Source organism: Bradyrhizobium sp. GW821-FHT13H05, assembly GCF_058804065.1.
Genome location: NZ_JBXAPO010000003.1, coordinates 655,627 through 673,168 on the forward strand (window position 1 = coordinate 655,627; position 17,542 = coordinate 673,168).

A 17,542-nucleotide genomic window follows, 5' to 3' on the forward strand; every position below is an offset into this window, starting at 1 on the left:
GGAGGTGCGCTGCGCTTGCGAGACGGCCTGGTCTGGTGGCGCCGTCTCCTGCAAGCGATCCATTTGTCGGGAGAGATGTTGGACAGTTGCGGTCGTGTGCCCGTGTGCAGCCAGATGTCGTCTCATCTATTCTTGAAGCTGTGATCAGGCGTTCTGCCCGACTGAACCGCTGACGAGAGAAGCAGCTTCCGTACAGGCGAAGACAGGTGCGCTTGTCGCGTGTCGTTCGCTCGAGAACGAAGGGCATAATCATTCACTCGATGGCGAGCAAAATCATCTGCGCAGTCATGTGTGATGAGAATAATTTGAATGAAAGTTCCTTTCCACAACCTCCACGAGATTTCATTTTGCGTCTCGGAAACAAACGTGCAATACATGAGATAACGACTGGAAGTAGTGGCAGGGGCGAGTTTGGAATCCGTACCGCAAGACACGGGCTTGCAGTGCTTGGCGCTGCTGCTGCGGTTTCATCAGGTCGCTGTCGATCCTGCGCAGATTGCGCACCAGTTCGGTGGATCTTCGGTTGGCGTCCAGGAGATGCTTCGTTGCGCCAAGCAGCTCAAGCTCAAGGCGCGCGCGGTAAGCGAAAGCTGGTCGGGCCTTGCCCGCCTCTCTTTGCCAGCCATTGTCGAGAGGCGTGACGGCAGCTTCGCCATCCTGGGCAAGATCGGAACTGAAGACGCTTTGATCCACGATCCTGCGGTCAATCGTCCGCAGGTGGTCAAGCGCGCCGAGTTCGAGCAGGGCTGGAGCGGCCGCATCGTGCTGATGACGCGGCGGGCGTCGCTGTCCGATCTCGCGCGCAAATTCGACGTCACCTGGTTCCTCCAGGCCATGCACAAATACCGCCGGCTGCTCGGCGAGGTGCTGGTGGCGTCATTCTTCCTGCAACTCTTTGCGCTGGTTACGCCGCTGTTCTTCCAGGTTGTGACCGACAAGGTGCTGGCGCATCGCGGCTATACCACGCTCGACGTGCTGGTGTTCGGGCTCATCGTCGTCTCGATCTTCGAGACCGTTCTCGGTGCTCTCCGCACCTACGTCTTTTCCCACACCACCAACCGGATCGACGTCGAGCTTGGTGCGCGTCTGTTCCGCCATTTGATCGCGCTGCCGATCGCCTATTTCGAGGCACGGCGGGCCGGCGATTCCGTCGCGCGGGTGCGCGAGCTCGAGAATATCAGGAACTTCCTCACCAGTTCGGCGCTGACGCTGGTGATCGACCTCGGCTTCACCTTCGTGTTCCTCGCGGTGATGTTCTACTACTCGCCGTTCCTGACCTGGATCGTGGTGGGTTCCTTCCCGTTCTATATCGCTATCTCTGCCGGCGTGACCCCGATCTTCCGCGAGCGGCTGGACAAGAAGTTCGATCGCGGCGCGGAGAACCAGGCCTTCCTCGTCGAGAGCGTCAGCGCGATCCAGACGCTGAAGGCGATGGCGATCGAGCCTCAGATGCAGCGCCGCTGGGAAGAGCAGCTCGCGGGCTACGTCAGCGCAAGCTTCGACGTGCTCTCGCTCGGCAATTGGGCGAGCCAGTCGGTGCAGTTCATCAGCAAGCTTGTCACGGCGCTGACGCTTTATTTCGGCGCGCATCTCGTCATCGAGGGCAATCTCTCAGTTGGCGAGCTCATCGCCTTCAACATGCTGGCCGGGCGAGTGGCGCAACCGGTGCTGCGGCTGGCCCAGCTCTGGCAGGATTTTCACCAGGCGCGGGTCTCGATCGCCCGGCTCGGCGACATCCTGAACGCCGTGCCCGAGCCGATGTTCGATCCTGCGCGGGCGACGCTGCCGCCGATCAAGGGCGAGGTGGTCTTCGATCACGTCAACTTCCGCTACCGGCCGGACATGTCGCTGGCGCTCCAGGACATCTCGCTGAAAGTCACGCCGGGACAGGTGATCGGCATCGTCGGCCCCTCCGGTTCCGGCAAGTCGACGCTGACAAAACTGATCCAGCGGCTCTACGTGCCGGAGGCCGGCCGTATCCTGATCGACGGCATCGATCTGACGGTTGCCGACGTCGCCTGGCTCCGGCGCCAGATCGGTACGGTGTTGCAGGAGAACGTGCTGTTCAACCGCACCATCCGCGAGAACATCGCGCTCGCCGATCCCGGCATGGCGATGGAGCGGGTGATTGCCGCCGCCGAGCTCGCCGGCGCGCACGAATTCATCCTGGCGCTGCCCGACGGCTACAACACCGTGGTCGGCGAGCGCGGTGCCAGCCTGTCCGGCGGCCAGCGCCAGCGCATCGCGATCGCGCGCGCGCTCGTCACCAATCCGCGTGTCCTGATCTTCGACGAGGCCACCAGCGCGCTCGACTACGAAAGCGAGAACATCATCCAGCGCAACATGCGCAAGATCTGCGCCGGGCGGACCGTCTTCATCATCGCACACCGGCTCTCGGCGGTGCGTCATGCCGATCGCATCCTCACCATCGAGGCCGGCCGCCTGGTCGAGGACGGCAGCCACGACGAGCTGATCAAGAAGGCGGGGCGCTACGCCATGCTGCACCAGATCCAGGCAGGGCTCCATGTCGTCGGCTGAAGTCATCGAGCGCAAGAGCCGCGCGTTCTGGCGCCGCCAGCGCGATGCGCGCGAGTTCCTGCCCGCGGCGCTGGAGATCCTGGAGACGCCGGCATCGCCCGTCGGGCGCCTGGTCGCCCTCACCATCATCCTGTTCTTCGCGATTGCGATCGGCTGGGCGACCTTCGGCCATGTCGACATCATCGCCACCGCCACCGGCAAGGTGGTGCCGACCGGCCGCACCAAGACGATCCAGCCGCTGGAAACTGGCATCGTCTCGGCGATCCATGTGCACGACGGTGACAAGGTGTCGGCCGGCGACATTCTGGTCGAGCTCGACCGCACCGTGACGCAGGCCGAGCGCAAGCGGGTCGGGCAGGACCTGATTGCAAGCCTGCTCGACGTCGCGCGCCTCTCGGCGCTGCGCCGCAGCTTTGGCGACCTTGCCGCGCCCCACGATATCGAGGAGCCCGCCGGCGCCTCCGAGGTCGAGATCGCGCGGACGCGGTCCGCCACGCTCGCACAGGCGGCCGAGCAGCAGGCAAAGCTTGCGTCCGTCGTGCAGCAGATCGACCAGAAGCGCGCCGAGGCGCAATCGATCACGGCGGCGATCGCCAAGATCGACGCGACGCTGCCGCTGCTCGAGGAGACCCTCACCGTCCGCAAGAAGGCGATGGACATCCAGTACGGCAACCGTATCGCCTGGATCGACGCCCAGGCCCGCCTGATCGACCAGCAGAACGAGCGTATCGTGCAGGAACGCAAGCTGGTCGAGATCGAGGCCGCCCGCCGTGCGCTGGAGCAGCAGTTCGCCCAGACCAAGTCCGGGTTCGAGCGGCAAGTACTGAGTGATCTCTCCGACGCCCAGAAGAAGGCCGACGAATATCGACAGGACTCCATCAAGGCGCAGCAGAAGACCGACGAGCAACAGCTGCGCGCGCCGATCGACGGCACCGTGCAGCAGCTCGCGATCCACACCGTCGGCGGCGTGGTGTCGCCGGCGCAGCAGCTGATGATGATCGTGCCGCGCGGCTCCAGCATCGAGGTCGAGGCGATGATCTCCAATCGCGACATCGGCTTCGTCGAAGCGGGGCAGGACGCCGAGATCAAGATCGACACCTTCAACTTCACCCGCTACGGCCTGCTGCACGGCAAGGTCATCAGCGTTTCGCAGGATGCTGTCATCAAAGACAAGCCGCCGGAGCGAAGTGGCGCTGCGAAGCAGGGCGGCGCGCTGTCGGAATCAAGCGAGCCTGTCGGGCAGGAATTGCTCTACACCGCGCGCGTCTCGATTGAGGGAACGCAGATGCAGATCGAGGACAAGATGGTCAACCTCGCGCCCGGCATGGCGGTGACGGTGGAGATCAAGACGGGGCAGCGACGGATCATCGAGTACGTGATGTCGCCTTTGTTCAGGTATCGGCAAGAGAGCTTGAGGGAACGATGATGAGAGCGACGAATGCCATCGTTCTTGCGGCCGTGCTTGCTCTGCTGTTGGCCGTCTTCGGCATTTCTCATCCCGCTATCCGGGCGGCGCTGCTCGGCAATTGGAATTTCACGAAATTGGTTGAGCGCGACAACAGTACATATTATCGCTTGAAGGTTAGTCTCACCTACAAAGGCGAGCCCCAGAATTTTGACATCGTCGTCGGCTGCAACGTCAAGCAGACAAATTACATGGATGGCGGACGGACGCTCGAAGTCGGCCTGATACCGAGCGTCTTCGGTCGTCGCACGAGCGACGGCAAGGGATTGGTGATGCGCCCCCCGCGAGCGTGTAACGGCGAAACAACCGCGAACGGCAAAGTGCCTGGCGACTTGCTGCCGATCATTGCCGTCTTTGATGACGCCGAAACACTAGCTTTTGGAACGGCCTACCTTTCCGAAGATGCCTATGATGGTCCGATGTCCGTGCTTTCATTTGGCGGAAGTACGATTGAGCCGGCAGGTCCAAGCGATTTCGCGACCTTTCGGCGCGAACAGCCCAACCTCGTCAAGCGCGAGTCCTATCATACTCCGAGCGGACCTGCGGCCACTGAACGGTTGCATCTGAAGCCTGCACCCGTTCCGATGGGGGTTGGCTGTTTTGGTTATGCGCGGTTCAGATTGTTCGGCCGGGAGCAAGAGCGGGCGCACGCGTTATGGCCCTCCGGTCAGCCACGCTATTGGCGCCCCACGACGTCAGCCGATCACGATGCAATCGATCCCTTCGTGGATCCCGAAAGGCCGATGCAGACCGACCGCGACGACTCAAGAACCTACCCGCGTCGAAAGTTGGTGTTCGGGCTTGATAGCGGCGCCGCTGACCGCGGGATGCCGACCCGGCATGGCGGAGGCATCATCAGCAGTCCGCCGGGGGGCGCATTTCCGCCGTCGTACTATCCTAATATCGGTGGCTGGATATCGCTTCCCTGGCCGACCGACGTGGTGCAGCGAGGCGAAGGCTTGCTTCGCGATGGGCCGCGAGTTGGAGCAAGCATCGATTTTCGCAACAGTGCGATGCGTGGCTTCGCCTATTGCAGGCCGTTTCCGGAAGAGTTTCCGACCGGCGTGTCCTACCCGGACCCTTCCGTGGCGCCTGCTGCGGCCTACTCTAAGATGCCACTACTCAACTATGTCGACGGACTGGACGTGGTTCGCGCTCCTCCCGCCGTAGATTGGGATTGGACAGGCGGCGGGCCCGCGTTGATCGTCGAGCGCGATGAGTTCATCTTCAAACGCTTTGAAATCGGATTGCAATCGACCAGGGGAGACGTGTGATGGCGCTGACTGAACTTGAGACGGCTGCGGCGCTGGCCGAACAAGTGTACCGCCGCGCCGCTTCCGATCAGCAACTGACCGACGAAGAGCTTGGCGTTGCCGGGGTCACGAGATTGAGCCCGGCACGCCTCGAGCAGGATTCGAACACTGGCTTCTACTACAATTATTCGACCGGCTTCCTCGCGCCCGGCATGGCGGTGACGGTGGAGATCAAGACGGGGCAGCGACGGATCATCGAGTATGTGATGTCGCCGTTGTTGCGGTATCGGCAGGAGAGTTTGAGGGAACGATGACCGATATACTTCAGATCGGTGGGCTCGATATGCACGATCAAGGTCCGCAGGCCGGCGGGCGGCGAAGCCCGTGCACTTCGTCGGTGACGGTATGAAAAGGGTTGCCGCCGTCATTGTTGGCGTCGTTCTTCTTGGGCTCGCCGCCGGCCTTGTGCTGCGGATCGAGATCGCGCGAAGCCTGTTCGGCGTCTGGAGCTTTACGAAATCGGTCGAGCTCAGTGCTCCCGGCCAAGATCGAGCGATCTATTATCGCTTGAAGGCGAATCTTGCCTACAAAGGTGAGCCGCTCGATTTCGATATCGTGGTCGGCTGCAATGTCAGGATCACGACTTACAAGGATAACGATCGGACATTCGAGGTTGGCGTCGCGCCCATGGCGTTCGGGCTCAAGATGAAAGATGGGCACGGCGTGGTGATCCGTCCGCCGCAGGCGTGTAAGGGCGAGACCACCGAAAATGGCAGAGTCCCTCAAAATCTGCTGCCGCTTGTCGTCACCTACGAAAATGCCGAAGCGCCGTGGTCTGGGATCGCCTATGCGTCAGAGGATGCTTACGAGAGCCCACTTTCCGAACTCAAGTTCTTCGGCGCCTCCATTAGTAAGGCGACGTTCGAGGAATGGCAGGAATGGCGCCGCACCGAAGCGCCGAAGAACTTCATCACCTACGAGCTCCTCGGCATCAACCCAAAGAATATGTGGGACTCTCCACACTGGAAGCCGGGCTATCGGGTCGTGGCTTCCGGTTGTCTTGGCGCATCGTGGATCAAACTTCCCGATGCAGCGCGCGACCTCGCGCGTCGCTTTTGGCCGGCCGACAAGCCTGTCTATTGGTTTCCTAGCTGGGAGATGCGCAGGGCATTGTGGAGCATTGCCGTGGATCCCAAGAGCCCCGTGCTGTTCGAAGGGAATCGGCTCTTGGACTATTTGCAGGACCTAGACAGTGCGAGTGGTGCGCAAGGTTTGCCCCGACGCCGGCCCGGAGCGATGATATTTTTCAATCGTTACGTTGCGGGTGATGTTTACCCAGCGCGGATTGATCGGTCGGTGAACCGGATGAAAGCCGACGGTGAGCTTCCGTCCGCGATCAAAGCAAGGCCGGAGCCGCCCCGGATTGGCGCAGAAACAAGGCCCGAGTTGCGCGGGTTCGCGTATTGCGACGATACAGTGTTCAAAGTCGAAGAAGTGCCGGGCGGTTTCTATGGAACGCCAGTCTACCTCAGCGAAATCAACGGCAAGAGCATCAATGAGGAACTTCAATCGTGGCGCGAAGGATCGCAGCTGGACTTTGAGCGTGACGAGTTTGTCGTTCTTCCGCGCAGATATCAGCTTGGAAACATTTTTGGGGGGCTATGATGAGTCTGACACAGCTTCAACTTGCGGCAGCGCTCGCGGAGCAGGTCTACAACCGCAATGCAGGCGATAATCCAATCTCGCTCGGCGAGTTGGGAGTAGACCCGGTAACAAACCTGCCGCAACCTTCTGGGTTAACTCCAAACGGCGGTTTGTTCTACTCGCCGCGTGGATTCGTCGGCGAGGTCGTTTCGGATGGAGCGACCATTTACGTGGTCTTTCGCGGCACGGATTTGTCCGTCAGCTTCCAAGAGGGGCTGGCGGCGGCGAGCGCCGCCGGGTCGAACCAACTTGCTCCCTCCGCTTCGGATGGGAAGATCGACGTTGGTGATTGTGTCAATGATCTGTTGTTGGGGGGAGGAACCGCCCAGCAAACTCAGCTCGACGATGCGCTGGCGCTCACACAGGCCGCGAAAAATATCGCCGCCGCAAGCGGTAAGCAGGTTGTCGTCGTAGGCCAGTCCCTGGGCGGGGGGTTGGCTGGCCTTGTTTCAGCGATTGAGAATGTCAAGGGATACGCGATCGACCCAGCGCCGTTCGAGAGGCAGCTACAGTACACCGCATTCAAGATGGCGCTTGGTCAAAGCGAGCTCAATCTTGGCATTCCGGTGTCGGCGTTGGTGTCAGAGCTCGTGGGGCTCGGCGACGACGACAATCGAACCGACTTTCTGACGGGACTGGGCGACTCGGCTTCGAATGTCACGGCCTTTCTTGATTTGGCGAATGATCTTCTTGTCGATTTTCAAGAAAATATGTCATCAAATCTATCGGCCTACTCGGTTAAAGGCGAAATCTTGTCCAGTGGGCTTCTGGGCGGGGTCTTCGACGCATTCGGTGCAGTATTTCCCGTTACGCCTGATGCGATCAACGTCGGTGTTGCGCCATCTGCGCTCTCCGCCTTCATTGATACGGCGCCTAGTTCGCTGCACAGCCCTGCACTTTATAGCCTTCTCATTCGCACGCGCACCGAGACGAACCGATTTGAAGATCTATTGAAGGGCGATCAGGCGCTACGGTATTCGCTCTTCGAAGCACCGGGCATCAGTGGTCCCGTCGAAGGCAATCGAGCCGACCCAACCGGAGGGAGTTTTGGATATAGTGGAGTGACTTCTGGCGGATCGTCGCCGGGTATTCTCTATCGCGCGTTGTGGAAGAGTGTCGGCCAGAGCGACGGATTCTACGAAAAATTCTACGCGCGTTTTGGAGCTTGGTTGGCGACCGGTGCTGTCGGGAAGGGCTTGAGTGCAACGGCGCAAACGGATGAATTGTCGGTGCATTCCGGCGTTGTCAAACTCGGCTTGCAGGTCGTTCGGGACGCGCTGGGCGCTCAATCCGATGGCTCCTTCATCAATGACGTCGGCATGAACGTATTTGGTGCGGGTGATGCCAGCGGGCCATCTGCTGGATACATTCGCGTCGATCTTGGTGACATTGATGCTAACCCTGACGATCCAACGCAACAGGAGACGCTGTCGGGCTCTTTAACCCAAGCCTATGGGGTCCGTGACATCAACACTGCCGTTGCGGAGGCTGTCGCGACAGATCTCGTCGATGCAGGAATCGGATTTACCAACGCCGCGATGACGGCAATCATTGGAGCGACCAGGAATGAAGTACGGGACGGCTCCAAGGCTTTGTCGAATGATTGGAGAATCCTGATCGCGCAGGCAGGAAGCGCAGACGGAGCTATCGCTTACGATGCAAAGCATGCGGGCGACTCTGGCGACGCATCGGTGTCACACGTGGTGCTCGGTGGAACGGGAGCCGACGACATCAAAGGCTCAACGGCGAGCGATTATCTGGTCGGTGGCGACGGCAACAACAAGTTCGAGAGTGGCGGCGGGAGCGACGTCCTCGTCGGGGGCAAGGACAAAGATACATACACGGCGCATTCCGGCGGCGGCGCAGACTCGGTCGTCTTTCTGGGCGGCGCAGGTGACGAGGATACCGCCATCTATGGCAGTGATTTCTCGGGGCAGACGCTGACTGTCACGTATTCGAAGCTGCAATCTGTCGACCCGTATGCCGGCATAACCGTGCAGGTCGGCGGGGGCCAGACGGATACCCTGATCGGGGTGGAGACCGTCAAGGTCACCGAGGCCAACACGACAGTTCAAATCAAGGATGATCTCTCCAGTCTCAAGACGAAAGTCAAGTTCGAAGCGGATAGTGTACTCGGCAGCGGCAAGGCCACGGTCGATTTCAGCTCTTTGTCGCAGGGTATTTCGCTTACCTCGATCGGAGACTTGGTCCGTTACGGCAATGCGCTCTTCGATGAGTTCTCAAAGTTCAAGCTGACGTCGCAAGACGACACGGTCAAGGAGACCGATGATGGCCTGACCATCGATCTCGGCGCCGGCAACGATACGGTGAAGACCACGGGGGCCGGTACCATTGTCCACACCGGCAGTGGCAGCGACAAGATAGAAATCTCTCATAATGGCCAGCTGCTGATCGAGGACGCAAGCATAGACGACCGCATTACGTTCAACGGAGTGGTGCTCACCGGTGGCGTGCAGTGGGGAACTGAAAGCAAGTACGCCTATGGCAACGGCGTCGGCTACGGCCGAAACCAGCAGGGCGACCTCGTTATCATAGATGCGCTGGGCAACGAAACCTTCATCCCTCATTTCAATTTCACGACCGACGCAACAAGCAACCTGACCGCCGGCCTGTTCGTCATCCAGGTTACCTACCAGATCGAGCGCAGCAACGGCTGGACCGCCGGGTTCGAGACAGCGGCGTCGGCCCTGAAGGCGATGAAGAAGATCATCCAGGCGACGACTGGAAAAATGCGAGGCGGCACCGATCCGCTGGTGCTCGATCTCAACGGCGACGGCGTGAATCTGTCGTCGATGGCGGGCAACAATGCCTTGTTCGACGTCGACAAGGACGGCTTTGCCGAACGCGTCGGCTGGGTACGTGGCGGCGACGGCATGCTGGTGCGCGATCTCAACGGCAACGGCAGGATCGACGACATCGGCGAGATGTTCGGCAACGACCAGACGCCGGGCTTCACCCAGCTTGCGAGCCTCGACGGCAATCACGACGGCAAGATCAGCGCGCTGGACGACGGCCTTGCCGACTTCAACGGCGACGGCGTCGTGGACATCGCGGACGCCTTCGATACGCTGAAGGTCTGGGTCGACGCCAACGAGGACGGCAAGACCGATGCCGGCGAACTGAAATCGCTGGCCTCGCTCAACATCGTCTCGATCTCGACCGGATCGACTGCGGCCAACACCGTCGACAGCGGCAACATCATTGCCGCCACCGGCACGTTCGAGCGCGCCGACGGCACCACAGGCACGATCGGGGAGGTGCAGTTCGACACCGACAACACCAACACGACGTGGCAGGGAGACAGCTCGGTCAGTGCCGACGCGGCGACCCGTCCCGACCTCAAGGGCTTCGGCACGCTGACGGACCTGCACGTGGCGATGACGCTCGATCCGGACCTCGTTCAGACGGTCGACGCTGCCTTGCCGTCCCTGAACACGCTGTCGCTCGCGAGCTTGCGCGAGGCCGCCCGGACCATCCTCTACGCTTGGGCGGGCGCCGTGCCTGTGCCGGCCGGATCGCCGGGTACCGAGGCGACGCAGGATTTCTGGTTCGTCGGTGACGTGACCCGGACTGGCGGCGTGGCCTATGACTTCCTGGTCAAAAAGGGCATGTGGGCGCCAGAGGCGAGCGGCGGAACGACGGTGGTCGTGGACCCGATGCCCTACTACGGCTATGCGAGCGGGCAGCCCGTCTACAACGCCGACAAAACAGTTGAATATGACCATCCGACAATCGACATGGTCCTGGCAAGTCCTCCGGCGCAGGGAAGCTGGAACAAGCTCACGGCCCAGGATGTTGCCTTCCTCGAGCGCTACACCGGTCTCGATCTCGGCTTTGTCATCAGTGACAACCCGAGCGCGGATGCGATCCAGGTCATTGCGGACGGCCTGACCGCTTCGTGGAACACCCTGAACCGGCTCGCCGTCCGCCTTGCCGCACAGGGACCGCTGGCGCCGTTCTTCGCCGGCATCACTTACGACGTGGCGACCGATACGTTCCGTCCCACGACTGACCACCAGCTCGTGCCGATGCTGGAGGCGATCTTCCATGCCGCGCCCGCGACGGCGATCGGCGCGCAGGATTTCCTCGCCCAATGGCACGACATCATCAACGTCGTGCTGCCTGACTTCCAGCGCGACAATCAGGGCCATCAGCTCACCGACGCGTTCCTGTTCCAGAACCTGGTCGGCGCCTATGAGGACGTCCCGCTCGCGATCTCGCTGCAGCAGGCGGCGGCGATCTTCGATATCCCGGCCACCGAGATCAAGACCGGCACTGGCGCGCTTCTCGGCGACGACGTCAAGACCGACCTGTTCTATCTCGATTCCACCGATCAGCTGCTGCAAGGACGGGGCGGCTCCGATGCCTATGTCGTCGGCTACAATTTCGGCCACGACGTCATCCAGGACGTCTGGGAGGGGCTCGGGCAGAACCAGGAGGACAGCATCTGGTTCTCCCATCTCAACGTGTCGGACCTCACCTTCACCCGTGACGGCCTCGATCTCCTGATCACCCAGAACGGCACCAGCAACCAGATCCGTGTCGTCGACGAATTCGCCGGCCGCAGGCCGGGCCTCGTCACCGCGTTCCAGGATTTCGACAAGCAGATCGAGATCATCAAGTTCGCCGACGGCACCACCTGGGATCAGCTCGACCTCGCCAGGGCGATCGGCATGCCGTCCCATGCGACCGACGACAATCTGGTCGGAACGCCTGACGTCGACTTCCTGAACGGCGGGGCCGGCACCGACTACATGTCGGGCGGTGATGCCGGCGACCATTATTTCTTCGGCCTCGGCGACGGCCACGACACCATCGAGGACAGGGAAGTCTGGATCTGGCAGGCCTCGAATGACTACGTGCATTTCGGCGCCGGCATCACCGAAGACGACGTCAGCTTCCAGCGCGTCGGCGTCAGCGACGATCTCCAGGTCAGCGTCAATGGCACCAACGACGTCCTGACCGTCAGGGGCCAGTTCGGCGTCGCCTACGGCCTGCTTAACACCCAGCAGGACCGCATCGAGATCTTCACCTTCGACGACGGCAGCTATATCGGCTGGGAAGATATCATCAAGGCGCTCGACGCGGCCGCCGGCACCGCCGGCGACGACACCATCACCGGCTTCAGCTACGACGACCTGCTCGACGGCGGCGCCGGCAATGATTTCATGACCGGCGGCAACGGCAACGACACCTATGTGTTCGGCCGGGGCTATGGGGCGGATACGATCGAGGATCGCGTCAACTTCATCCTGAGCGGTACTGATGACACCGTTCAGTTCAAGGAAGGCATCTCGCAGAGCGACCTGACTTTCCATCACGACGGCAACACCAGCGATCTCAGGATCACCGTCAACGGCACCAGCGACAGCCTGAACATCATCGGGGAGTTCTCTATCATCTACGGTCTGATCGCGACCATGGACGACCGGATCGAGAACTTCACCTTCGCCGACGGCACGGTGCTCGGATGGCACGACATCCTGCTGCAAATCGATGCTTCCGCCGGAACCAGCGGCAACGACACGATCTACGGCTTTGGCTATGACGACACGTTGCAGGGCCGGGGCGGAGACGACTATCTCTCTGGCGGCCAGGGCGACGATACCTACGTCTATTCCCGCGGCGACGGACACGACACGATCTACGACCTCGCCGACGCCCAAGGACCGGAGTTCGACACGCTGGTGCTGCACGGCATCAACCCGGCCGACGTCTCGTTCGAGCGCGTCAACTATAGCGACGTTGCCTTGGTGTTCGCCGAGAGCGCGCCGGGCGCTGGCGACGGTGGTTCGGTGGTGCTGCAGGCCGAGCTCGACAATTGGTTCGCCCAGGGTGTCGAGCAGGTCGTTTTCGACGACGGCACGATCTGGACCCAGAGCGATCTGCGCGTAAAGGTGCTGGCGCAGGCGTCCACGGCGGGCAATGACACGATCGTCGCCTTCAACACCAATGATGTCATCGAGGGCGGCCACGGCGACGATACCATCAGCGGCGGCGCGGGAGACGACACCTATATCTACACGCGCGGTGACGGCAATGATTCCATCACCGAAGTTGGAAACGGCAACTACAGCAGCTTCGATACGCTGCGGCTCCACAACATCGATCCTGGCGCGGTCAGCCTGACCCGGAGCGGCGATGATCTGACGCTGGTGATCGCCGAGAGCGCACCCGGTGCGGGCGACGGCGGGTCCGTGCTGCTCTATGACGACCTCAAGGGCTGGACCGCCGCAGGTGTCGAGCAAATTGTCTTCGATGACGGGACAATTTGGGGGCAGGACTATTTGCGTGCACGCGTGCTGGTGGAGCTCTCCACCGACGGCAACGACACGATTCCTGGATTCAACACCGACGACACGCTGCGCGGAGGCAAGGGCGACGACGCATTGGCCGGCGGCGCGGGCAACGACACCTATGTCTATGCGCGCGGTGATGGCAACGATGTGATCACGGAGGTCTTCCTCGGCAACTACGACAGCACCGATACGCTGAGACTTCAGAATATCGATCCGGCGGCAGTCCGGCTCGGGCGTAGCGGGAACGACGTGACGCTCATCATTGCCGAGAGCGCACCGGGGGCAGGCGATGGTGGTTCGATCGTGCTCAAGGACGAACTCGCCGGGAGCCTGCTTGCCGGCGTCGAAAGCATTGTGTTCGACGATGGCACCGTCTGGAACGAGGATCAGTTGCGCCTGCGGGTGCTTGCGGACGCTGCCACCGACGGCAACGACATCATCGACGGCTTCGCGGGTGACGACATTCTGCGCGGCGGCAAGGGCGATGACACGCTCAGCGGCGGTGCAGGAGACGATACCTACATTTATGCGCGTGGCGATGGCAATGATACCATCTACGAAAGCTGGTCCGGCAATTTCACCACCTACGACACGCTGAAGCTTCAGGGCGTCGCGCCTTCCGAAGTGAGCCTGGTGCGCAACGGCGAAGACGTCACGCTCGTCATACCCGACAGCGCGCAGGGAGCCGGGGATGCCGGCTCGATCCTCCTCAAGGCCAGCCTCAACGATGTCTCGCAGCAGGGGGTCGACAAGATCGTCTTTGACGACGGCACGGTCTGGACCCAGGCGACGCTGCGCACCATGGTGCTGGCGCAGGCGGCCGCTTCCACCGATCCATCGATATACGGCTTCAACACCAACGACACGATCGCCGCCGGCCTCGGAGACCGTTATCTGAACGGCTCGTACGGGGCGGACACCTATGTCTACAGTGCGTCCGGCGGCAACGACATCATCGACGATTTCGGCTCGAATGCGCTCGTGATGCAGGGGATCGCCTCGACGGACGTCGCGGTAAGCCGGGCCAGTAACGGGCAGGACCTGATCCTCACGAACGCGATTACCGGCAAGACCGTCACTGTCAAAGGGCAATTCTCCAGCAATGGCTCTCTCTCCAGCGTAACGTTCGGCGACGGCGTCACCTGGAGCCAGCAGGACATCCTGAACCTGTTGGCCAGCCAGACAGTCATCTACGGTACCGAGGCCGCGGAAACGGTCACCGGGACGCCGAACGCCGAGACGATCGATGGGCTCGGCGGCGACGACATCCTGGATGGCGGCAATGGGGGAGACGTCTACCTGTTCCGCGTTGGTTCGGGGAACGACACCATCCAGGAGACCGGTTCGAACGGTGGCAACGACGTTGTCAGGCTGGTCGGAATCAATGCCGGCGACGTTGAGGTGACCAAGAACGGAAACGACCTGCTGATCCGGATCGTGTCCAGTGGAGAGACCCTCACCGTCAAGGATCACTATCTCGGCTCTGGGACCGGGATTGAATACCTTCAGTTCGGCAATGGCACGTTGCTCGACCTGAACGGCATCGCGCAACTGCTTCACGATCGTGCGGCAGCCTACCTGATCTCGCCGACTGCGCTCACGGACACACCTGCCCAACGCCAGGCGAAGCTCGCTTCCTACGGTGTGAGTTCGATCATCGATACGTCGAGCGGTAGCGGATCCATCGGCGGCACCGGCGAGGTCGATGCAATCTTCCTCGGCACCGGCGACAAGACCGTCAACGGCGGCGGAGCCGCGGACTTCTACGTCTACGGCGCGGATGGCGGCAACGTCACTATCACTGATCCGAACTACGGCGGCGGCGTGGCCTCGCTCCTCCTCAACGGACTGTCGTCGACGGACGTGACCCTGTCACGGCCAAATGGCGGCACAGGCATCGTTCTCACCAACACCACGACCGGCAAGACCTTGACGGTACAAGGCGAGTTCGGCCGCGACGGAGCGATGCAATCCATCAGCTTCGCGGACGGCGTAACCTGGACGCGCGAGTTCGTGAAGCAGAAGCTTCTCGACCAGCAGAGCGCCGCGACCGGCGGGTCGATCTGGGGGTATTCCGATCGGAATGATATTCTGGTCGCGGGGCTTGGTGACAAGTACCTGGCCGGCCAAGGCGGTGAGGATACGTACGTGTACTCATCGGCCGGCGGCAACGATACCATCGATGATCAGGATCGCTTCCATTCCACCCTTCAGTTGGTCGACATTGCGTCCACAGACGTCGTGCTATCCCGTCCAGGCGGGGGCTACGATCTGGTCATGACCGTCCTCTCGACGGGCAAGACGATCACGGTGCTGCGAGAGTTCGGCAACGGTGGACCGCTCAAGGTGATCACCTTCGCGGACGGCGTGAGCTGGTCGCAGCAGGATGTCCTCGACGCGCTGGCCGCGGGGCCGATCTATGGCACACCGGGAGCGGACACCATTTACGGTACCTCCCAGGTCGATATCATCGACGGCCTGGCCGGCAATGACGCTCTGTCCGGCGGTGATGGTAGCGATACCTATGTCTACAAAGCCGGCTCCGGCAATGACACGGTCAACGAGGCGGGTGCCGATACGGGAACCGATGTCGTGAAGCTCGTCGGGCTCAACAGCTCGGACGTTACGTTCAGCCGCACCGGCGACGATCTCTTCATCCGGATCAATTCGACGGGCGAAGTTCTCAAGGTCCCGAACCAGTTCAACGGGACCAACGGGATCGAGCAGATCCTATTCGCGGACGGCACGACCTGGGATCGCAGCCAGATTTCGAGCGCCGCATGGGTGTTCGGAACGTCCGGTGACGATGTGATCACCCTTCCGTCGGATACGGCAATCGTGAAAGCGGGGGCCGGCAATGACACACTGAGTGTCGCAGGCACGGGATCCGACCGGATCCTGTTTGCCAAGGGTGACGGGCACGACACCCTGGACAACCCCAATTCGGGCTATCAGCGTGACGATACCTTGGAGCTCACGGATATCTTGCCGTCCGAAGTTCAACTGACCCAGTCGGGCAGTCAGCTCATCGTTAAGGTATTGTCGACCGGCGATACGTTTACCGCCTTGTTCCAGTTCTACGGCTCAGGCACGTCAGTTTTCGGCATCAACACCATCAAGTTCGCCGATGGCACGGTATGGGACCGCGCGACAATCACGTCCAATGCCTGGACCCGCGGGACCGCGGGCAACGATTCGGTCTATGGCACGTCGTCGGGCGATGTGCTGTTCGGCGATACCGGGAACGACTATCTCCGGGGCGGGGATGGTGCCGACACCTATGTCTACAGGTCAGGCGACGGCAACGACGAAATCGATGATGAAGCGACTTCGGTCACCGACATTGACGTCCTGAAATTCACCGACTTGAACTCCAGCGATATTACGCTGAGTCGCTCAGGCGATGGTCTGCTTGTCGGGATCATCCCGACGGGACAGACGATCAAGATCGACTATCAGTTCCACTCTCAGACCGCCAACTGGGGCGTGGAGAAGTTCCAGTTCGCCAATGGCGAGACCTGGGACCTTCAGACCATCAACGCCGCGTGGATTCGCGGAACATCGGGCAACGACTCGGTTTCCGGAACAGACTCGGACGACTACCTGTTCGGCCTTCAGGGCAACGACTACCTTCGAGGCGTCGGCGGGTCCGACACCTACGTCTACCGCGCCGGGGATGGCAACGACGAGATCGACGATTCGTCGAGCTCGACGGTCGATGTCGACACCCTGAAATTCACGGACCTGAACTCAAGCGACGTCCTGTTGGGCCGTTTGGATAGCACCCTTTTCGTGAACATCATCCCGACCGGACAAACGATCAAAATCGACTATCAATTCTACTCGCAGACCGCCAATTGGGGCGTGGAGAAGTTCCAGTTCGCCAACGGCGAGATCTGGGATCTGCAGGCTATCGCCGCCAATACGTGGGTACGGGGCACCTCGGGCAATGATACGTTGACCTTGCCCACGACCGGACTGACGGTCGATGCCGGCGCAGGCGACGACAGTCTCAGTGTCCGCGACAACGGCTCCGATCGGATCATCTTCTATAAGGGCGCCGGTCATGACACCCTCGACAATCCAGGAGGTGGCTACCTGCGGACGGACGTCCTCGATCTGACGGATATTCTGCCGTCGGAAGTGCAGCTTACAAGGTCGGGGAGCCAGCTCATTGTGAGCGTACCGTCCACCGGCGACAGCTTCACCGTGCTCTGGCAATTCTACGGCAACACCTACGGCCTTGGCAGTATCAAGTTCGC

At 61.3% G+C, this 17,542-nt stretch carries 6 protein-coding genes; all 6 read left to right on the plus strand.

The genetic code is table 11. The annotated features are described in order from the left end of the window. The first annotated feature begins 411 nt into the window (after window positions 1-411). Entirely contained in the window at window positions 412-2,538 is a 2,127-nt protein-coding gene (locus AC1RR3_RS12000; RefSeq protein ID WP_492822643.1) for a type I secretion system permease/ATPase, read from the plus strand. Further along, window positions 2,525-3,964 carry an HlyD family type I secretion periplasmic adaptor subunit gene (locus tag AC1RR3_RS12005; protein WP_492822645.1) on the plus strand — a complete coding sequence of 480 codons (1,440 nt, stop codon included), beginning with the start codon at window positions 2,525-2,527 and terminating at the stop codon, window positions 3,962-3,964. Before AC1RR3_RS12000 ends, AC1RR3_RS12005 begins: the two co-directional genes overlap by 14 nt. Beyond that, window positions 3,961-5,277 carry a hypothetical protein gene (locus tag AC1RR3_RS12010; protein ID WP_492822647.1) on the plus strand — a complete coding sequence of 439 codons (1,317 nt, stop codon included), beginning with the start codon at window positions 3,961-3,963 and terminating at the stop codon, window positions 5,275-5,277. Before AC1RR3_RS12005 ends, AC1RR3_RS12010 begins: the two co-directional genes overlap by 4 nt. After that, window positions 5,277-5,570, plus strand: coding sequence for a hypothetical protein (locus AC1RR3_RS12015; RefSeq protein WP_492823178.1), 294 nt, complete (start codon window positions 5,277-5,279; stop codon window positions 5,568-5,570). Before AC1RR3_RS12010 ends, AC1RR3_RS12015 begins: the two co-directional genes overlap by 1 nt. A 70-nt stretch (window positions 5,571-5,640) precedes the next feature. Beyond that, window positions 5,641-6,921: a hypothetical protein gene (locus tag AC1RR3_RS12020; RefSeq protein WP_492822649.1), complete on the plus strand. Its 1,281-nt coding sequence runs from the start codon at window positions 5,641-5,643 to the stop codon at window positions 6,919-6,921. Beyond that, the coding region (locus tag AC1RR3_RS12025) for a calcium-binding protein (protein WP_492822651.1) at window positions 6,921-17,542 on the plus strand (10,622 nt) is incomplete at its 3' end. The genes AC1RR3_RS12020 and AC1RR3_RS12025, both read left to right, overlap by 1 nt.